Origin of the sequence: Paraburkholderia sp. Cy-641, from assembly GCF_011752945.1 — a bacterium.
Lineage (GTDB): Bacteria > Pseudomonadota > Gammaproteobacteria > Burkholderiales > Burkholderiaceae > Paraburkholderia.
The window spans coordinates 1-17727 of sequence record NZ_VWWM01000075.1; the positions used below are offsets into that span (position 1 = coordinate 1).

Consider the following 17727-nt stretch of genomic DNA (forward strand, 5'->3'; position numbering starts at 1 on the left):
TCGCCTTCGCGCGTCCGGCCGCAGCGGCTCCCGCGCTTGCCGCGAGCACCGCGACGGCGGGCTCGGATGCCGACTGGGAAACGTTCTAGACCTCTCATGATGACGCGCGCACCGCAACGCCCCGCACGGGCGGTCCCCGACCGGATCGAGCCGGCGAGACCCGCCGAAACGGGGCGTGACTTCGAATTCACGTCGGCCGACTTCGCCCGCATCCGCGATCTGATTCATCGCTCGGCGGGCATTTCGCTGTCGGATCACAAGCGCGACATGGCGTACAGCCGCCTTGCGCGCCGCTTGCGCGCGCGCGGCCTCGAAACGTTCCGGCAGTATCTCGATCTGCTCGAAGCGGAAAACGACCCGGCCGAGTGGGAAGCGTTCACCAACGCGCTGACCACCAACCTCACCGCGTTCTTTCGCGAAGCGCATCACTTTCCGATCCTCGCCGACTTCGTGCCGCGCCGCGCGCAGCCGGTTTCCGTGTGGTGCTCGGCCGCCTCGACGGGCGAAGAGCCGTACTCGATCGCGATGACGCTGATCGAAGCGCTCGGCGAGAGCGGCGCGCGGCAGGCGTCGGTGCTTGCGACCGACATCGACACCCAGGTGCTCGCGAAGGCCGAGGCCGGCGTCTATCCGTTCGACCAGGTCAAGAACCTCTCGCCCGAGCGGCTGAAGCGCTTCTTCCTGAAGGGCACGGGCGCGCATGCGGGAATGGTCAAGGTGCGGCCCGAAGTGCGCGCGCTCGTGCGCTTCGAGCAGTTGAACCTGACCGATCGCGACTACCCGTTGCGCACGCAGTTCGACGCGATCTTCTGCCGCAACGTGATGATCTATTTCGACAAGCCGACGCAGGCCCAGGTGCTCACGCGCTTCGAGCCGCTGATGAAGCCGGGCGGCCTGCTGTTCGCCGGTCATTCGGAGAACTTCACGTACGTGACGCAGGCGTTCCGGCTGCGCGGACAGACCGTCTATGAACTGACGCGCGACGCAGGCGGCGAACGCCCGCACGCGCGCACCGCGGCGCATCACACGACGAGCGGGGTGACAGCATGAGCAGCGCGTTGCCGATCGCATCCAATCTCTACTACGACAACCACTTCAAGCGCCCCGGCGTGAAGCTGTTGCCCAACGAGTTCTACACGACACACGAGGACATGGTGCTCGTGACCGTGCTCGGCTCGTGCGTCGCGGCCTGCATTCAGGACCGTACCGCCGGTATCGGCGGCATGAATCACTTCATGCTGCCCGACGACGGCGCCGACGTCGCGCAGGCCGCGTCGGACTCGATGCGCTACGGAGCCTACGCGATGGAAGTGCTGATCAACGAACTGATCAAGGCCGGCGGGCGGCGCGAGCGTTTCGAAGCGAAGGTGTTCGGCGGCGGCGCGGTGCTCGCCGGCATGACGACGATGAACATCGGCGATCGCAACTCCGAATTCGTGCGCCGCTATCTCGCTACCGAAAAAATCCGCATCGTCGCCGAGGACCTGCAGGGCTCGCATCCGCGCAAGGTCGCGTTCATGCCGCGCACGGGCCAGGTGATGGTGAAGAAACTGCGCGTGCAGCAGGAAGCGGGCGTGGCCGAGCGCGAACAGGCGCTCGTGCGGCAAAGCGCCGAAGCGCGCGCCGAGCGGCTTGCGGCGGCGCGCAGGCGGGTCGAGCTGTTCGCTTCGCCGGCCGCCGCGCGGCCGAGAATCGAACTGTTCGGCGCGAGCCCGCGCCCGACTTATTCCAACAACGCCAGAACCACAGAGGAGGCGTGAGCGCTGTGCAAAAGATCAAGGTACTGTGCGTCGACGATTCGGCGCTGATCCGCAGTCTGATGACCGAGATCATCAACGGCCAGCCGGACATGACGGTGGTGGCGACGGCGCCCGACCCGCTCGTCGCGCGCGAACTCATCAAGCAGCACAACCCCGACGTGTTGACGCTCGACGTCGAAATGCCGCGCATGGACGGCCTCGACTTCCTCGAAAAGCTGATGCGGCTGCGGCCGATGCCGGTCGTGATGGTGTCGTCGCTGACCGAGCGCGGCAACGAAATCACGCTGCGCGCGCTCGAACTGGGCGCGGTCGATTTCGTGACCAAGCCGAAGGTGGGCATTCGCGACGGCATGCTCGACTACGCGGAAAAGCTCGCCGACAAGGTGCGCGCGGCCGCCCGCGCGCGCGTGCGCCAGGCCGCGCCCGTGCAGCATGCGGCCGCGCACGCCGCGCATGCGCCGGCCGGCAACACGCCGCTCTTCAACAACCCGTTGCTGAGTACCGAGAAGCTCATCATCGTTGGCGCGTCGACGGGCGGCACCGAGGCGATCCGCGAAGTGCTCGTGCCGCTGCCGCCCGACGCGCCCGCGGTGCTGATCGCGCAGCATATGCCGCCGGGCTTCACGAAATCTTTCGCGCAACGCCTCAATGGTTTGTGCCGGATTACCGTTAAAGAAGCGGAGCATGGCGAGCGCGTGCTGCCGGGGCATGCGTATATCGCGCCCGGCCACGCGCATCTGCTGCTCGCGAGGAGCGGCGCGAACTATATCGCGCACCTGTCCGACGACCCGCCGGTGAACCGGCATCGTCCGTCGGTCGACGTGCTGTTCAGATCGGCCGCGCAGCATGCGGGCAAGAACGCGGTCGGCGTGATTCTGACCGGCATGGGGCGCGACGGCGCGGCCGGTCTGCTGGAGATGAAAAGGGCCGGTGCCTATACGCTGGCGCAGGACGAAGCGAGCTGCATCGTGTTCGGCATGCCGCGCGAGGCGATCGCGCTCGGCGCCGCCGATGAAATCGCCGCGCTGCCGGAAATGAGCCGGCGCGTGATGGCGCGTTTGTCGTCGATGGGCGAACGCGTTCAGCGGGTATGATGCGCCCGCGTAGATTGAGGCGGCCACTCGCCGCATCATGAATCAAGAAAGGGAATGGAAATGGATAAGGGAATGAAGATTCTGGTGGTTGACGATTTTCCGACGATGCGCCGGATCGTCCGCAATCTGCTCAAGGAGCTCGGCTACGCGAACGTCGACGAGGCGGAAGACGGCCAGGCCGGTCTCGCGCGTCTGCGCGGCGGCAGCTACGACTTCGTGATCTCCGACTGGAACATGCCGAACCTCGACGGTCTCGCGATGCTCAAGGAAATCCGCGCCGACGCCAATCTCTCGCATCTGCCGGTGCTGATGGTGACGGCCGAGTCGAAGAAGGAAAACATCATCGCCGCGGCCCAGGCCGGCGCGAGCGGTTACGTCGTCAAGCCGTTCACGGCCGCGACGCTCGACGAGAAGCTCAACAAGATTCTCGAGAAGATGGCGAAAGCCGGGAGCTGACGTGACTGCGCCGACCCAAACGCCTGGCGCCGACGCGGCCCAAGAGAGCGGCGACTTCGCATCGGACCGCATCCTCGCGCGCATCGGCCAGCTGACGCGCACGCTGCGCGATTCGATGCGCGAACTCGGGCTCGACAAGCACGTCGAGCGCGCGGCCGAAGCCGTGCCCGATGCGCGCGACCGCCTGAAGTACATCGCCAACATGACCGAGCAGGCCGCCGAGCGCGTGCTGTCGGCGATCGACATCGCGAAGCCGGTGCAGGAGCAATTGCGCGAGGACGCGGGCGAACTCGACGCGCGCTGGGAGCAGTGGTACGCGGCGCCGATCGAGCGCGAGGAAGTGCGCGCGCTCATGAACGACACGCGCACGTTCCTGCGCGGCGTGCCCGAGGCGACCAGCGCGACCAATGCGCAGTTGATGGAGATCATGCTCGCGCAGGACTTCCAGGACCTGACCGGCCAGGTGATCAAGAAGATCACCGAGGTCGTGTATCTGATCGAGCAGCAGCTGCTCGGCGTGCTCGTCGAGAACATCGCGCTCGAGCGGCGCGAGCAGTTCGCGGCGAACGCGGCGGCGCTCGCGGCCGAGGTGTCGCCGACCGGCAGCCCCGAGCATCTGCTGAACGGTCCGCAGATCAATCCGGAAAACAAAACCGACGTGGTGCAGGATCAATCGCAGGTCGACGATCTGCTCGCGAGCCTCGGCTTCTGAGGCCGGCGCGCGCGTTGGCGAGCCCGCCCGTTGCAGACGGTTTCCTGTCTGTAATGGACGGTAAGGCCTACGCGCGTTCGCGCCCTCTGCAGGCCGGCATCAGGCGCAGGCATACTACGAGGTCGAAGCGCGGCACGGCGTTCCGGCAGCGTCGGGCGGTCACCCGATGAGGTAGACTCCCTAAGGTTGCGAGCGGGGCTGTGCCGTATCATCTGCCTACCTGCGGCCGGTTCGCGCGACGCGTGCGCCGCGCTCGCAGTCCAGGAGGAGCATCGTTATGCGCAGTCGTGTATGTCGCGCCGTGCAAGCCGTGGCGCTGGTTTTACCGTGTTCTCTCGCGGCCTTGATGGCCGCGCCGTCCGCTCATGCGGCTCTCGGCGCCGCGCCGCTGACGGCGCCCGCGGACGCCTCGGTTTCTTCCCGCGTGGTACAGCCCGCCAGCGGCGCGGCACAGAGCGTGATGCGCTCGGCATCGAGTGCGGCGTCCGCCGCGTCTTCTACCGCTTCTTCCTATACCGTGCGTGAGACTACGTTCGGCAACGGCACCGTGGTCCGCGAATATCTTGCCGCCAACGGCTCCGTGTTCGGCATCGCGTGGCATGGTCCGCAAATGCCCGATCTCAATGATCTGCTCGGTAGTTATTTCCCGCAGTACGTCGCGGGCGTGAAGGCCGCGCGCGCGGCGCGCGGTCCGGTCAGCGTCGAGCAGAGCGGACTCGTGGTGCAGTCGGCCGGCCACATGGGCGCGTTTAGCGGCGTCGCGTGGCTGCCGTCCGCGCTACCCGCCGGCGTCAGCGGCTCCGATATCCAGTAATGAGGACGACGATGCGAACCATGCACACGATCGCCAAAGTCAAAGGCTGGAAGCAGGCCATGCTGGCCGTATTCGCTGTCGTGCTCGCGGCCACGCTCGCCGCATGCGGCGGCGGTGGCGGTGGCGGCGGCGACAACAACTCCAGTTCCAGCAACAACGGCTCGAGCACGCTGAACGGCGGCTCGCTGCCGGCCAGCCCGACCCAGCAGCCGATCGCCTCGAGCGCCGCGAACACGGTGCCGATCACGGTCGGCGCCGGGGTGAGCGGCGTGCCGAATATTCCGGCCGTCAGCGTGACGATCTGCGTGCCGGGCACGAGCAACTGCCAGACGATCAACAACATCCAGCTCGACACCGGCTCGTTCGGGCTGCGCGTGGTGAGCTCGGTGCTCAATCAGTCGTTGCTCGCCGCGTTGCCGACGAGCGCGTCGGCGAGCGATGGCGCGCCGCTCGCCGAATGCGCGACGTTCGCCGACGGCTACACGTGGGGCTCCGTGCGTACCGCGATCGTCAAGGTGGGCGGCGAGACGACGAGCGCGAGCGGCATCCCGCTGCAGATCATCGGCGACATGAACGCGAGCACGATACCCGCGCGCGGCTGCGGCAGCGGCCCGGCCGAGAACACGGCCAGCGAGCTCGGCGCGAACGGCATTCTCGGCGTGGGCACCGCGCCCATCGATTGCGGCGCCACCTGCGCGAATGCCGCCACCGCGGCGACCTACAGCAACTACTTCGCCTGCCCGAGCGGCGCGTCCTGCATACGCGCGGCGGTGCAGACCACGCAGCAGGTTGCCAATCCAGTGGCGAATTTCCTCGCCGACAACAACGGCGTGATCGTGCAGATGCCGTCGCTGCCCGCCGCCGGCGCGCCATCGGCGAACGGCACGCTCGTGTTCGGCATCGGCACGCAGTCGAACAACGTGCTCACGGGTGCGCAGACTTTCACGACCGACGCGTACGGCGACCTGAACAACAGCGTGTACAACGGCACGACGGTGCAGGCGTTCCTCGATTCCGGCTCGAATGGCTACTTCTTCGCCGATAGTTCGCTCGCGCTGTGCGGCAGCAACTTCCCGGGCTTCTACTGCCCGTCGTCGGCGCAAACCCGCTCGGTCAAGCTGGTCGGCCTGAACAACGCCTCGACGACGGCCAGCATCGGCATCGTGAGCGCGGCGACGCTGTTCGGCAACGCCGCCAACTATGCGTTCAACGACCTCGCCGGCCAGATCGGCGGCAACAGCAGCTTCGACCTTGGTCTGCCGTTCTTCTATGGCCGCTACGTGTACTACGGCATCGACAAGACCGCGAACGGCGGGGCCGCGCCTTTCGTCGCCTTCTGAGCGTTCCGAGCGCCCAGCCGGACGTCGGGCCGGCTGAATCCCGGGCCGGGACACCCCGGCCCGAAGTCCGGCAGGCTGCGCGAGATCGCGTGGCCTGACGGGCCATCCGTCGAAATACCCCGGTTTCTCCGCCCTTATCCGCCGATCGGCGCTTGCGTCGAGCGGGAATAATCGCTCTCACTGGAAAGAGGCGCCGTGCCTCGGCCGACTGGAGAGCTTCGTGGCAGAGGATAGCGACCTCGAAAAAACCGAATCCGCCACTCCCCGGCGCCTGCAGAAGGCGCGCGAGGAAGGGCAGGTCGCGCGTTCGCGGGAGCTGTCGACGTTCGCTTTGCTGGCGGCGGGGTTCTACGGCGTGTGGGGTCTGTCCGGCCAGATCGGCGATCACCTCGAGGCGATGCTGCGCGCCTCGTTCGCGTTCAATCACGCGAGCACCTTCGACACCAACCGCATGCTGAGCGGCGCCGGCTCGGCCGCGCGCGAAGGGCTCTATGCGCTGCTGCCGATTCTCGGCCTGACCGGCGCGGCCGCGCTGCTCGCGCCGATGGCGCTCGGCGGCTGGCAGCTTTCGGCGAAAGGGCTCGAACCGAAGTTCAGCCGGCTCAATCCGGTCGAGGGCCTGGGCCGCATCTTTTCGATCAACGGACCGATCCAGCTCGGCATGTCGATCGCGAAAACGCTCGTGGTCGGGCTGATCGGCGGCACGGCGATCTGGAACCGTCGCGAAGCATTCCTCGCGCTCGCGACGCAGCCGCTCCATCTCGCGCTCGCCAACTCCGTGCATCTGATCGCCGTGTGCTGCGGCATGACGGTGGCAGGCATGTTCGCGGTGGCCGCGCTCGACGTGCCGTACCAGCTCTGGCAGTTCCACAAGAAGCTGCGCATGACCAAGGAAGAGGTGAAGCGCGAGCATCGCGAGAGCGAAGGCGATCCGCACATCAAGGGCAAGATTCGCCAGCAGCAGCGCGCGATTGCGCGGCGCCGGATGATGGCGCAGGTGCCGAAGGCCGACGTCGTCGTGACGAACCCGACGCACTTCGCAGTCGCGCTGCAATACACCGACGGCGAGATGCGCGCGCCGAAGGTGGTCGCGAAGGGCGTGAACCTCGTGGCCGCGCGGATTCGCGAACTCGCCGCCGAACACAACGTGCCGCTGCTCGAAGCGCCGCCGCTCGCGCGGGCGCTCTATCACAACGTCGAGCTGAATCGCGAGATTCCGGGGCCGCTCTATGGCGCGGTCGCCGAGGTGCTCGCGTGGGTCTATCAGCTGCGGCGCTTCAGGACCGAAGGCGGCGCGGTGCCGGTCGCGCCGACCGAACTCGACGTGCCTGCCGAACTCGACAAGGGCGGCATATCGGACGACGACGCGGCCGAAGACGCAGACGACGCGGCCGCGGAAGCCGCCGACACGCTCCACCCCGCTAGCGACGACACGAACAACGCCAACAAGGGAGCCTCCGCATGAACGCTCGCGCCGGTTTCCTCGGCCGACGGCCGGATGCCTTGAGCAGCACCAATCTGCGCGCCCTCGCCGGGCCGGTGCTGATCTGCATGATCCTCGGCATGATGATTCTGCCGTTGCCGCCGTTCCTGCTGGACCTGCTGTTCACCTTCAACATCGCGCTCTCGGTGATGGTGCTGCTCGTCAGCATGTACACGATGAAGCCGCTCGACTTCGCCGCATTCCCGAGCGTGCTGCTGTTCTCGACGCTGCTGCGGCTCTCGCTGAACGTCGCCTCGACGCGGATCGTGCTGCTCGAAGGCCACACCGGCCCCGATGCGGCCGGCCAGGTGATCGAGTCGTTCGGCCACTTCCTCGTGGGCGGCAACTTCGCGGTCGGGATCGTCGTGTTCGTGATCCTGATGGTCATCAACTTCATGGTCATCACGAAGGGCGCGGGGCGGATCGCCGAAGTGTCCGCGCGCTTCACGCTCGACGCGATGCCGGGCAAGCAGATGGCGATCGACGCCGACCTGAACGCGGGGCTCATCAACGAGGAACAGGCGAGGAAGCGCCGCGCCGAAGTCGCCCAGGAAGCCGAGTTCTACGGCTCGATGGACGGCGCGAGCAAGTTCGTGCGCGGCGATGCGATCGCCGGCCTGCTCATCATGGTGATCAACATCATCGGCGGGTTGATCGTCGGGATGGTCCAGCACGACATGAGCTTTGCGGCGGCGGGCAAGAACTACACGCTGCTGACGATCGGCGACGGCCTCGTTGCGCAGATTCCGTCGCTCGTCATTTCGACGGCGGCCGGCGTGATCGTTTCGCGCGTCGCGACCAACGAGGACATCGGCACGCAGCTCACGGGGCAACTGTTCACGAATCCGCGCGTGCTGATGATTACGGGCTGCATTCTCGTGCTAATGGGCCTGATTCCAGGCATGCCGCACTTCGCGTTCCTGATTCTCGGCGGCGCGCTGATCCAGCTCGGCCGCACGATGAAAAAGCGCGCCGCGGAGCGCAAGAGCAGCACCGCGCTCGCCGAGGTCGCGCCGGCCGCGCTTGCGCCGGTCGAGAACACCGAGGCCAGCTGGGACGACGTGACGATGATCGACACGCTCGGCCTCGAAGTCGGCTACCGGCTGATTCCGCTCGTCGACAAGAACTCGGACGGCGAACTGCTCAAGCGCATCAAGAGCATCCGCAAGAAGTTCGCGCAGGAAATTGGCTTTTTACCGCCCGTCATTCATATTCGCGACAACCTCGAATTGCGGCCGAACGGCTATCGCATTGCGCTGAAGGGCGTCGAGATCGGCGCGGGCGAAGCGTATCCGGGCCAGTGGCTCGCGATCAATCCGGGCCAGGTGTCGGCCGCGCTGCCCGGCACGCCGACCCAGGACCCGGCGTTCGGCCTGCCCGCGATCTGGATCGACACGAACCTGCGCGAACAGGCGCAGGTGTACGGCTACACGGTCGTCGATTCGAGCACGGTGGTGGCGACGCACCTCAATCACCTCGTCGTCACGCATGCGTCGGAACTGCTCGGCCGCCGCGAAGTGCAGGCGCTGATCGAGCGGATGCAGAAGGACACGCCCTCGCTCGTCGACGATCTCGTGCCGAAGGCGCTGCCGCTCAATACGCTGCAAAAGGTGCTGCAGAATCTGCTCGAAGAGGGCGTGCCGATCCGCGACATGCGCACGATTCTCGAAGCGCTCGCCGAGCACGCGGCGAAGATCACCGATGCACACGAATTGACCGCCGCGGTACGCCTCGCGCTGGGCCGCGCGATCACGCAGCAGTGGTTCCCCGGTACCGGCGACATGCAGGTGATGGGGCTCGACGCGAACCTCGAACGCGTGCTGTCGCAGGCGCTCTCGACCGGACCGAACCCGGGGCTCGAACCGGGCCTCGCGCATACGCTGCTCGCCGAGACGCAGAAGGCGATGACGCGTCAGCAGAATCTCGGTCTCGCGCCGGTGCTGCTCGTGCAGCACGCGTTGCGGCCGATGCTCGCGCGCTTCCTGCGCCGCAGCCTGCCGCAACTGAAGGTGCTGTCGTATGCGGAAGTGCCCGACACGAGGCACGTCAAGGTGGTGAATCTGATCGGCGCGCAGGGCTGAGCGGCTTGGCGTGCGTGCGGGCGTGTGCATTGACGGCGGAAACCGGCGCTTCGAGGCGCCGGTTTTTGTTTGGGGCCGTGGTTTTGCGGCCTGGCGCGCGGCTTCGCGGGTGTCGCCACCTCGGCCGCGACTTGCTCGCGCGACATGTCCGGCATGTGTCCATCGCACGAATAGCCCGCTTTTCACGGTCTTTATCCATCGATCGTCGCTCGACAGCTTTCGCAATAATTGATCTCAATGGGAAGGGTATATCGCCGGTCCGCTAGTCCGTTCACCTCATCGGGGGTCCAGCTTGAACATTCGTAAATTTGTCGGTGCTACCAGTCGCGATGCGCTGCGGCTCGTTCGCGAAGCACTTGGCCCCGACGCGGTCGTGCTGTCGAATCGCACGATGGACGACGGCAGCGTCGAAATCGTCGCGCTCGCCGATAGCGATCTCGCTGCGATCACACCGAAAGCGCGCGAAGGCGCGGCGACCGGGCTGGCTGTGCCGATGGGGGCGGGCATGGGCTCGCAAGTCGCACCGCGCGCGCTGCCGGCGGCACCGATGGCAGCGGCGAATCCGTACGCGAGCGGTATGCCCGACGTGTTTTCGTCGGTGTTCGGCGCGAGCCCGGAAGCGGGCGAGGGGACGATGCCGGTGAGCAGTGCGTTCGCGAATGACGCGCAGCATGGCGCGGCGATTGCCACTGTGCCGAAAGCCATGCCCGGTGCGAATCCGGCGCTTCATTCGACGGCGCTTTCCGCCGCTAACGCGATGCCCGCACCGGCCACTGCATTGCCGGGCAATACCGCGCCAAGCGCGGCCGGCAACGCGACCGACATCGCAACGGCCGGCGCCGCGCTCGCCGCGAGCCAGCCCGTGTCTATTGCAGCGGCAGCGCCCGCCATGCCGTCCGGTTCCAGTGCTCGCGCAGCCGCCACACGTCTGTCCGAAGACATTCGCGCGGATCTGCTCAAGGCCGCCGGCGTGCCGGTGCCACCCGTCGCGGCCGCTACCGAATCAATCGCGCCGCGCACGATGGCCGAATCGAATCCGTGGCTTATCGATCACGCACACCGCATCGCCGCCGAGCAGCAGCAACAGGGCGGCGAATACAGCGCGCGTCCCGCCGCGATGACACCCGCCGTCGCGACGTCCAAGGGGCTCGGCAGCACCGTCGAGGTGAACCGTGCCGCCGCACCATCGACTGGACCCGCGGCCAAACCGGCGGCTGCCGAGCCGTCTTTCATCGACACGCCCGAGTGGGCTCGCGAAGCCGCGCAGGTCGCCGCGCGCCGCACCGCGCAGAGGCTCGCGCCTATGCCGCCCGCCGCCGACGAAACCCGCACGCCCGCCGCGGTCGCCGAAGCGATCAAGGCGCGTATGGAGCAGGTCGTCAAGGACACTGTCATGAACGAGCTGTCGTCGATGCGCGGCATGATGGAAGAGCACTTCGCGGGCCTCTTGTGGGGCGATCGCCAGCGCCGCAATCCGGCGCGCGCCGCGCTCACCAAGCATCTGTTCGCGGCGGGTTTTTCCGCGCAGCTCGTACAGATGATGGTCGACAACCTGCCCGACGACATCGAGACGATGGACGGCGGCATGGACTGGGTTCGCTCGGTGCTCGAATCGAATCTGCCCGTGATGGAAAACGAAGACGCGCTGATGGAGCGCGGCGGCGTGTTCGCACTGATGGGCCCGACCGGCGTCGGCAAGACGACGACCACGGCCAAGCTCGCCGCGCGCTGCGTGATGCGCTTCGGCGCGAGCAAGGTCGCGCTGCTCACGACCGACAGCTACCGGATCGGCGGCCACGAACAACTGCGCATCTTCGGCAAGATTCTCGGCGTCTCGGTGCATGCGGTGAAGGACAGCGCCGACCTGCAACTCGCGCTCTCCGAGCTGCGCAACAAGCACATCGTGCTGATCGACACGATCGGCATGAGCCAGCGCGACCGCCTCGTGTCGGACCAGATCGCGATGCTGTGCCGAGCCGGTCAGCCGGTGCAGCGCCTTCTGCTGCTCAACGCAACGAGCCACGGCGACACCCTGAACGAAGTCGTGCAGGCGTATCAGCGCGCGCCGGACCAGCAGCCGCTCGCCGGTTGCATTCTCACCAAGCTCGACGAAGCGACCAACCTCGGCGGCGTACTCGACACGGTGATTCGCTACAAGCTGCCCGTGCATTACGTCTCGACCGGACAGAAAGTGCCGGAGAACCTGTACGTCGCGACGAAGAAATTCCTCATCAAGAGCACGTTCTGCATTCCGCGCGACAACTCGCCGTTCGTGCCGCAGGACGACGACATTCCCGCGTTGCTGTCTTCGCTGTCCGCGCGCTCGACGGCCGAGCTGCACGAGGTTCGCTTTGGATAAGCTCGTCTCGGATCAGGCGGAAGGCTTGCGGCGGCTGCTTGCGCGCGGCGGTGCGCGCGTGATTGCGGTGACGGGTGCGTCGGCCGGCGCGGGCAGCACCACGGTGGTCGTCAACCTTGCCGCCGCACTCGCGCAGCAGGGCAAGGACGTGCTCGTGATCGACGAATGCGTCGGCGAGCAATCGGTGAGCGCGATGCTCGGCGGCTTGCGCGGCGCGGGTAATTTCGCGGCGGTGATGCGCGGCGAGATGGCGGTGGATTGCGCCGCCGCGCGCCATGCGCTCGGCTTTTCGGTGCTGGCCGCCTCGCGCAACAACCGCGAGGGGCACGCGGAGACCGACTTCAGCGTGTTGCTCGACGGTTCCGCCGACATCGTGCTGATCGACGCGCAACTCGACGACGCAGGGCATCTCTCGCCGTTCGCGAAGCAGGCGCACGACGTGATGATCGTCACGCGCGTGTCGGCCCAGGCGATCACCGACGCGTATGCGTGCATGAAGCGTCTGCACTACGCGCACGCGTTCGCACAGTTTCGCCTGCTGGCGAATCATGTGCAAAGCGCAAACGACGCGCATGCCACGTTCGCGAATTTTGCCGGCGTGGCCGGGCGCTATCTGACGGTGTCGCTCGAAGACGCCGGCTGCATTGCGGCCGACGCTCGCATGGCGCGGGCGCTGGAGTTGTCGCGCTGTGTCGTCGACGCGTTCCCGTCGGCGCCGGCCGCGCGCGACTTCCGCCAGCTCGCCGCCGAATTGCAGTACTGGCCGATGCGGCCAGCGATGTCGTCGCAAACGCCCCGGCGGGCGTCCGCGACAGTTACAGCGGCGCACCACGCCGACCAACCGTCCGCGCAGCACGCTTAAGCGGCGTGCACGAGGAGAAGGGGAGCACGATGTACAACGCTCAGGGAAAGATTTCCCAGGCCGAAGTTCTGACGAAGTACGCACCGCTGGTGCGTCGGCTCGGCTTGCAGCTGGTCGCGAAAATGCCGGCGAGCGTCGATCTCGACGACCTGATCCAGGCCGGCATGATCGGCTTGCTGGATGCCGCCGGGCGCTACAAGGAAGACCAGGGCGCGCAGTTCGAGACCTACGCCAGCCAGCGGATTCGCGGCGCGATGCTCGACGAGCTGCGCAGCAACGACTGGCTGCCGCGCAGCCTGCGACGCACGTCGCGCGAAGTGGAAACGGCGGTGCACAAGGTGGAGCAGAACCTCGGCCGCTCGGCGAGCGAAACGGAGGTCGCCGAGCACCTGCAGATGCCGCTCGACGAGTATCAGTCGATGCTGCAGGACCTGCACGGCAGCCAGCTCATCTACTACGAAGACTTCGACCGTTCCGCCGACGACGAGCCGTTTCTGGACCGCTACTGCGTCGATCATTCGGACCCGCTCTCGGCCTTGCTCGACGACAGCCTGCGCGCGGCGCTCGTCGAGGCGATCGACCGCTTGCCGGAGCGCGAGAAGCTGCTGATGTCGCTGTACTACGAGCGCGGCATGAACCTGCGCGAAATCGGCGCGGTGATGGAAGTCAGCGAATCGCGCGTGTGCCAACTGCATAGCCAGGCCGTGGCGCGCCTGCGCGCGCGGCTGCGCGAAATGGCCTGGGCGAACGCCGAGACGAACTGAAGCGCCGGTTTGAAGACCGGCTGGCGGCCCGCCCGCCCCTGTTCAACCGAGGCAGCGCCAACAGGCTCGCTGCACGACGTGCGCAGCTTGCCGCACAGTGTTTCTCACGCGCCGGCCATTTCATGTTCGGCGGCGAGCGCCAGAAATGCCGAGCGCGACATGCCGCGCGCCTGCGCATACGCGTCGATCTCCTGCACCAGGACCTCGGGCAGCGAGATGTTGATGCGCACCGCTTTTCTCAACGCCGGAATGTTGCGCGTTGTCACGAACCCCCACACAAAACCCGCGAACTCCGGATTGCGCCGATGCGCGCTGAGCGTGAGCGGCTCGGGCAGCGGCAACCCTTCGTCGAGCAGGGTTTCGAGGTGGGATTCGATCGCTTCCCTGGCATTCGCATAGGCTTCCTCGAGCGTATCGCCCGCGGAGTGGCAGCCCGGAATGTCGGGCACCACCACGCCGAACGCGTGCGTGCCGTCTCCGGGCTCGACTGCGATTGGAAAGATCAGATGCTTCATTTCAGCCCCGCCTGTTTCAGAATGCTGTTCAGTGTGCCGGGCGGAAGATCCTTTTTCGGATGCGGGACGGTCACGAGACCGGACTTTTCCGCGTGCCGAAAATGATGGTGGCTGCCCGTTATCCGGACGAGTTGCCAGCCATGGGCTTGGATCAATTTGACGACCTCGGCGCTCTTCATACTGCAGTCCTCTCATCATACACATCATTACACAACCTCGATAGTGGCAAAATCTCGCGTGTGAGTGCGCCGTAACGGTGAGCCGGGTGACGCATACGAAAACGCGAGCGGGACTGCCATTTCAACGTGATGTGGCGCTGCGCGCCAGCTAGCCGAATGGCTAACGTTGCGAGAAAGAGGGAGATGTGGTGAGGGAAGGGCGGCGTTGCCGGATCGGCATCGCGAAGAACAGGCGCAAGCAGTACGCCCACCTGCCGAGGCGCGTTCCCGATCGTATCCAACAGGTCGTCCGCGAGGCTTTCAAGCGGGCCCGCACTGAGACCGACCGCGCGAAGCAGTCGCTGGATTTCGAGTCTTTGGCCGAAATGGCGCCAAAAACGAGCCGGGTTCGAGCCGGCCGAATCTATTTCGAGTCGGCAGGCTCGTTCTGACTATTTTTCGAGCTCACGCGTCAGGTTTTTCCTGGGAAGAAGTGTCGCGCGTGTACGAGCGGATCAAAGTCCCGAATAAGCCGGCACCCGCCCATCCGGGCCATACAGATTGACCTTGGGCGGCACGTTGACCTGTAGCGCCTTCAGCGCGCGCTGGTTGTAATCCATGCGCACGCGGATCAGCTCGCCGTTGTTGGTATTGACGCGCCGCGCTCGCTCGGCCGCTTTTTGCAGCAGCTTCCACTGCATCGCGAGCCGCGTGTCGGTGCTCGCCGCGAGTTCCATGCCGGACCAGCCGGCCGGCAAGCCGAGCTCGGCCAGTTGCGCGTCGCGCGCGGCTTCGAGCCGCGCGAGCACGCCAACCAATTCGGTTTTCTTCTCGACGATCGCGGGCAGTTGCTCGTCCAGCGGCGACACGGCGGTCAGCGCCTTCGTTTCGAGCGTGAGGATCGAGGCGAACGCCTCGACGGTCGAATGTTCTTCGATCAGGATGGCAACCAGGGCGTCTTTCATGTCAACGACTCGCTATGCGCGGCGGCGCGCGGGGTGCGCGCGCCGAGTTTGTCGAACGCCGCCCGGCATGTCGTCGCACTGCGAGGTGCCGATCAGTTGCCGGTCGACGAGGTTTTGTTCTGCAACAGGTCGCGCGCCGTCTGCAGCACGCCGTCGGCGATCTTGCCGGAGTCGATCTGCAGCGTGCCGTCCTTGATGGCCTGTTTGATCGACTCGACGTGCGCCATGTCGATGTCGGCCGAACCGCTCGCCGCGAGGCTGCGCAGATGCTGCGACAGGCCCGACAGGCTCACGTTCGCGTCGCCGGCGCCGCTGTTCGAACTCGGCGCGCCCGTGCTCGCGCCCTGCGTGGCGCCCGTTGCCGGCGCGGTGTCGCCCTGTTGCGAACGGGATACGGCGTCTTTCAACGTCGGCAGATTCGATGAGGTGGTGGAATCGACTTTCACGATGGGCTTCCTGAACGATTTGATTCTGATAACGGCAAGCGCCGCTCAAAACTTTAGCGCAATCGCTCCACGCCCGGCCTGGCTTTGCCTGGCCATCCGACCCTTTCCACATCGTTTCCACCCGCGCCGCGACACGCTCCCCGCGCACATGCGCCACTGTCGTTCCGGCCGCGAGCCCATTCGCGCGAGGCAGGGCAGCGAACCTGCTCACATCTGGATCTCGACCGTTCCGCCATCCTTGACGATGCCGGAGATGATCTGCCCGTTCGCGGTCTTGACCCGCACCTGCTGGCCCGGCGACGCGTTGCTCATCGCGCTGCCCTCGGCCGAAATCGAGAAGCCGTCGCCGGCGGCCACGACCCGCACGGTTTGGCCGATCGCCACCGCCGACGCGCTCTTCAGCATGTCGCGGCGCAATGGCATGCCGCTCGCGATCCGCACGAGCGAGACCGAGCCGACCGCCTGCGACGGATCGGTGACGATCGCCTGCGGCAGGCCGGTCAGATCGCCGTCGCGCGCGACGAGGTCGGCGGCCGTCAGCACTTCGCCCGGCGCCATCGCGCGCGAGGCGAGGTAATAGGTCGCGTGCAGCGCGATGCGCGCCTGCAGGTAGAGGGTCCACGGCTTCTCGCCCGCGCAGCGCACGCCGACCGTCATGCGGCCCCACAGGCGCGCGCCGCTCGGCAGGAACGGTTCGAGCGAGGTGCAGGCGGCCAGCCCGCGCGGAAACGCGGGCGCGACCGTGATGTCGACCTTGCCGGGCAATCCCGCGGACTGCTGCTGCAGGAACGCGAGCGCGGCGGCGTGGATCGCTTCCGGGTCCTGCTGACCGGGCAGCGGTGCGGCTTGCGCAGGCGTTGCGGTGGCCGCGGCGGCCATCTGCTGGTTTCTCAGTGTCAGGGCCGTCACCGGCTGACGTGCCGCGGCCACCTGCGTTCGCGCGGGCGTTGCGGCAACTGCAACCGTAGCCACCGCGCCTGCCTGCGATTGCACCGAGGCGATTGGCTTGCCGTTCGCACCGAATTCGGGCGGTTCGCCGCGTGCCGCGAGACTATCGAAACCGCCTTGCGGCGCATTGGCGGCGATGGGCCGCGCATTGGCAGCGCCGGCACCGTTCGGCGCGGGCGTCACCGTTACCGGGACAGCGGTGCGCGCGGCTGGCTCGATGTTCACGCGTGCCACGCCCGAGGCCCCCGCATTGGCCGGCGCGGGAATCGTCACGACGCCGTTGGCGTCCGGCTTGAAGCTCGTGCGGATCAGCGTCGGCGCGGCGGCGGGGGCTTCGCCCGCGCCCGGAATGACGATCGCGCCGCTCGCGCCCGCGGCGCGTGCGAACGCATCGTTATCGGCGGTTGGCCGCGAGGCCGGCGCCCGCCCGAGCGACTGTGCCGTGGCAGCCGCCAGCGACGCCGCCGAGGACGCACGCTGCGCGGGCGTCTGCATCTGCTGCACGAGATCGTTGAGCGCCGCCGGATTCTTTTCGCCGGGTCCCGGAATCACGATCGGCCCGCCGCCGTCGTGCTCTTGCGCCTGCGCCTGGGTTGTGGCCGGCAACAGCACGATGCCGCCCGCGACCCATAACGCGACCTGCACGACGAGCCGCGTGCAAAGACGCGCGAGCAGCCGCGAGCCGGCTCGCATCGCCACGCGCGGCACAACCCGCGGTGCGTGCATGGCGTGCCGCGAACCCTCTTCCGCGCCCGCAACCATACCCGCACTCGCGCCCGAATCTGCACGATCTGCCGCCGCGCAATACGCGCGCTGCGGCAAGGCGGAAGTGGGCTGGTCCATCGTGGGTCTCCATCGAATACATCGGTACGCCTTGCATTCTAGTGAGCGTCTCTCTCGCGCAAACGTTGAATAGAAGCCCCCTTTCCCGGTTATTCGTCCGATTGCCGCTTGCGCCCGGCCCATAAGA

General features: G+C 66.9%; 17 protein-coding genes. 12 read left to right on the forward strand and 5 right to left on the reverse strand.

Features of this window, described 5'->3' with window-relative positions; genetic code table 11:
• Nucleotides 1-96 precede the first annotated feature (96 nt).
• From F3J20_RS28455 to F3J20_RS28510, 12 genes are all read left to right on the forward strand, one after another.
• Nucleotides 97-1050: a CheR family methyltransferase gene (locus F3J20_RS28455; protein ID WP_205299402.1), complete on the forward strand. Its 954-nt coding sequence runs from the start codon at nt 97-99 to the stop codon at nt 1048-1050.
• On the forward strand, nt 1047-1760 hold the full coding sequence (gene cheD, locus F3J20_RS28460) for a chemoreceptor glutamine deamidase CheD (protein ID WP_167047294.1): 714 nt from the start codon (nt 1047-1049) through the stop codon (nt 1758-1760). The genes F3J20_RS28455 and cheD overlap by 4 nt, the downstream gene beginning before the upstream one ends.
• Before the next feature lie 5 nt (nt 1761-1765).
• On the forward strand, nt 1766-2854 hold the full coding sequence (locus tag F3J20_RS28465; protein WP_167047622.1) for a chemotaxis response regulator protein-glutamate methylesterase: 1089 nt from the start codon (nt 1766-1768) through the stop codon (nt 2852-2854).
• 60 nt (nt 2855-2914) lie between these two features.
• The gene (gene cheY, locus F3J20_RS28470) at nt 2915-3310 is read left to right on the forward strand and encodes a chemotaxis response regulator CheY (RefSeq protein WP_167285517.1); all 396 of its coding nucleotides are present in this window, start codon (nt 2915-2917) and stop codon (nt 3308-3310) included.
• A 1-nt stretch (nt 3311) separates the two neighbouring features.
• Nucleotides 3312-4022: a protein phosphatase CheZ gene (cheZ, locus tag F3J20_RS28475; protein WP_167285518.1), complete on the forward strand. Its 711-nt coding sequence runs from the start codon at nt 3312-3314 to the stop codon at nt 4020-4022.
• Nucleotides 4023-4299: 277 nt separating this feature from the next.
• Nucleotides 4300-4836 (forward strand): DUF2844 domain-containing protein, encoded by a 537-nt coding sequence (locus tag F3J20_RS28480; protein WP_167285519.1) that lies wholly within the window; start codon nt 4300-4302, stop codon nt 4834-4836.
• Nucleotides 4837-4847: 11 nt separating this feature from the next.
• Nucleotides 4848-6176, forward strand: a complete 1329-nt coding sequence (locus F3J20_RS28485; RefSeq protein ID WP_167285520.1) for a DUF3443 domain-containing protein — start codon at nt 4848-4850, stop codon at nt 6174-6176.
• A gap of 220 nt (nt 6177-6396) precedes the next feature.
• The gene (flhB, locus tag F3J20_RS28490) at nt 6397-7641 is read left to right on the forward strand and encodes a flagellar biosynthesis protein FlhB (protein WP_167285521.1); all 1245 of its coding nucleotides are present in this window, start codon (nt 6397-6399) and stop codon (nt 7639-7641) included.
• Nucleotides 7638-9740 (forward strand): flagellar biosynthesis protein FlhA, encoded by a 2103-nt coding sequence (gene flhA, locus F3J20_RS28495; protein WP_167047311.1) that lies wholly within the window; start codon nt 7638-7640, stop codon nt 9738-9740. The genes flhB and flhA overlap by 4 nt, the downstream gene beginning before the upstream one ends.
• Before the next feature lie 292 nt (nt 9741-10032).
• Nucleotides 10033-12099, forward strand: a complete 2067-nt coding sequence (gene flhF, locus F3J20_RS28500) for a flagellar biosynthesis protein FlhF (RefSeq protein WP_167285522.1) — start codon at nt 10033-10035, stop codon at nt 12097-12099.
• Nucleotides 12092-12961, forward strand: coding sequence for an AAA family ATPase (locus F3J20_RS28505; RefSeq protein WP_167047317.1), 870 nt, complete (start codon nt 12092-12094; stop codon nt 12959-12961). The genes flhF and F3J20_RS28505 overlap by 8 nt, the downstream gene beginning before the upstream one ends.
• 29 nt (nt 12962-12990) lie before the next feature.
• On the forward strand, nt 12991-13725 hold the full coding sequence (locus F3J20_RS28510) for an RNA polymerase sigma factor FliA (protein WP_167285523.1): 735 nt from the start codon (nt 12991-12993) through the stop codon (nt 13723-13725).
• A gap of 104 nt (nt 13726-13829) precedes the next feature.
• Here F3J20_RS28510 and F3J20_RS28515 read toward each other — a convergent pair whose 3' ends face one another.
• The 5 genes from F3J20_RS28515 to flgA form a co-directional block, all read right to left on the reverse strand.
• The gene (locus F3J20_RS28515) at nt 13830-14240 is read right to left on the reverse strand and encodes a type II toxin-antitoxin system HicB family antitoxin (protein ID WP_167047322.1); all 411 of its coding nucleotides are present in this window, start codon (nt 14238-14240) and stop codon (nt 13830-13832) included.
• A complete protein-coding gene (locus F3J20_RS28520) occupies nt 14237-14419 on the reverse strand; it encodes a type II toxin-antitoxin system HicA family toxin (RefSeq protein WP_167047325.1) in 183 nt (60 codons plus the stop codon). Before F3J20_RS28520 ends, F3J20_RS28515 begins: the two co-directional genes overlap by 4 nt.
• Nucleotides 14420-14913: 494 nt before the next feature.
• Nucleotides 14914-15363 carry a flagellar protein FlgN gene (locus tag F3J20_RS28525; protein WP_167047328.1) on the reverse strand — a complete coding sequence of 150 codons (450 nt, stop codon included), beginning with the start codon at nt 15361-15363 and terminating at the stop codon, nt 14914-14916.
• 92 nt (nt 15364-15455) lie between these two features.
• Nucleotides 15456-15809: a flagellar biosynthesis anti-sigma factor FlgM gene (gene flgM / locus F3J20_RS28530; RefSeq protein ID WP_167047331.1), complete on the reverse strand. Its 354-nt coding sequence runs from the start codon at nt 15807-15809 to the stop codon at nt 15456-15458.
• A 207-nt stretch (nt 15810-16016) separates the two neighbouring features.
• Nucleotides 16017-17600 (reverse strand): flagellar basal body P-ring formation chaperone FlgA, encoded by a 1584-nt coding sequence (flgA, locus tag F3J20_RS28535; protein WP_167285524.1) that lies wholly within the window; start codon nt 17598-17600, stop codon nt 16017-16019.
• Nucleotides 17601-17727 lie beyond the last annotated feature (127 nt).

What these genes read in the sequence shown, in the direction of transcription:
- F3J20_RS28455 (WP_205299402.1), top strand. Translation starts at nt 97, where the DNA reads ATGATGACGCGCGCACCGCAACGCCCCGCACGGGCGGTCCCCGACCGG.
- cheD (WP_167047294.1), top strand. Translation starts at nt 1,047, where the DNA reads ATGAGCAGCGCGTTGCCGATCGCATCCAATCTCTACTACGACAACCAC.
- cheY (WP_167285517.1), top strand. Translation starts at nt 2,915, where the DNA reads ATGGATAAGGGAATGAAGATTCTGGTGGTTGACGATTTTCCGACGATG.
- F3J20_RS28480 (WP_167285519.1), top strand. Translation starts at nt 4,300, where the DNA reads ATGCGCAGTCGTGTATGTCGCGCCGTGCAAGCCGTGGCGCTGGTTTTA.
- F3J20_RS28485 (WP_167285520.1), top strand. Translation starts at nt 4,848, where the DNA reads ATGCGAACCATGCACACGATCGCCAAAGTCAAAGGCTGGAAGCAGGCC.
- flhA (WP_167047311.1), top strand. Translation starts at nt 7,638, where the DNA reads ATGAACGCTCGCGCCGGTTTCCTCGGCCGACGGCCGGATGCCTTGAGC.
- F3J20_RS28510 (WP_167285523.1), top strand. Translation starts at nt 12,991, where the DNA reads ATGTACAACGCTCAGGGAAAGATTTCCCAGGCCGAAGTTCTGACGAAG.
- F3J20_RS28515 (WP_167047322.1), bottom strand. Translation starts at nt 14,240, where the DNA reads ATGAAGCATCTGATCTTTCCAATCGCAGTCGAGCCCGGAGACGGCACG.
- F3J20_RS28520 (WP_167047325.1), bottom strand. Translation starts at nt 14,419, where the DNA reads ATGAAGAGCGCCGAGGTCGTCAAATTGATCCAAGCCCATGGCTGGCAA.
- F3J20_RS28525 (WP_167047328.1), bottom strand. Translation starts at nt 15,363, where the DNA reads ATGAAAGACGCCCTGGTTGCCATCCTGATCGAAGAACATTCGACCGTC.
- flgA (WP_167285524.1), bottom strand. Translation starts at nt 17,600, where the DNA reads ATGGACCAGCCCACTTCCGCCTTGCCGCAGCGCGCGTATTGCGCGGCG.